This is a genomic window from Parundibacterium terreum (genome assembly GCF_014636315.1).
Classification (GTDB): Bacteria; Pseudomonadota; Gammaproteobacteria; order Burkholderiales; family Burkholderiaceae_D; genus Undibacterium; species Undibacterium terreum.
In genome coordinates, this window is record NZ_BMED01000016.1 from 1 (window position 1) to 768 (window position 768).

Sequence of the window (768 nt, forward strand, 5' to 3'; positions counted from 1 at the left end):
TGGCGGCTGCGCCGTAATTCTTTTTCCGCTTGCTTACGCTCAGTCATATCGATGACAAAAGCTAAAACACGATTTCGTTCGTCGGCGAATCCGGCCACCCCGATGAGCACAGGAACGCGGTGGCCATTTTTATGGATATACTCTTTTTCAAAGGGTTGCACGTTACCGGTCAATTCAAACTGCGGTATCGTGTGTTCTAGTTCTTGGGCGAGTGATTCAGGAGGTGTCAGGTCGGTCCACCGCAAACGACCCGCAACTAAATCCTCGCGCCCATAGCCGACTACGCGCAGGAAAGCGTCATTGGCCTCAAAAATTCGGCCTTCCAGGTCGGAGATCATGATTCCAACAATGTTGGCGTCGACCAAGCGGCGGATCTCGGCTTCACGCATCTGCAGCTCGCGGTACAGACGACTGTGTTCGAGCGAAATCGCAGCCTGGGATGCAAGCACCTTCAGCACGGAAATCCTACCGGGCGTAAAAACTCCTGGAACGAGCCTGTTTTCCAGGTACAGCAGCGCAACCAGCGTCCCCTGTTTCATCAAGGGCAAACAGAGTAACGATCGGACTCCGTGGGCACTGATGTACTGATCAGAAAAGTGCGGACCTGTGACAGAAGTATCGTCAAGAATCACGATCTCCCGGGTGCGAGCAGCATAACGTATCACTGACGTGGGAAGCTGGTCCGCGGAAACCGGCGTCTCGCAGAGGTTGATCGAAACTGAGCTGCCGCAAGTCTTCGCTTCCGCCTGGACAACGAATTCGCCGTCC

1 protein-coding gene is annotated in these 768 nt (G+C 54.4%); it reads right to left on the reverse strand.

Features of this window, described 5'->3' with window-relative positions; all coding sequences use genetic code 11:
- Nucleotides 1-768: PAS domain S-box protein (locus tag IEW12_RS28705; protein WP_188569594.1), on the reverse strand; the 768-nt coding region annotated here is incomplete at both ends.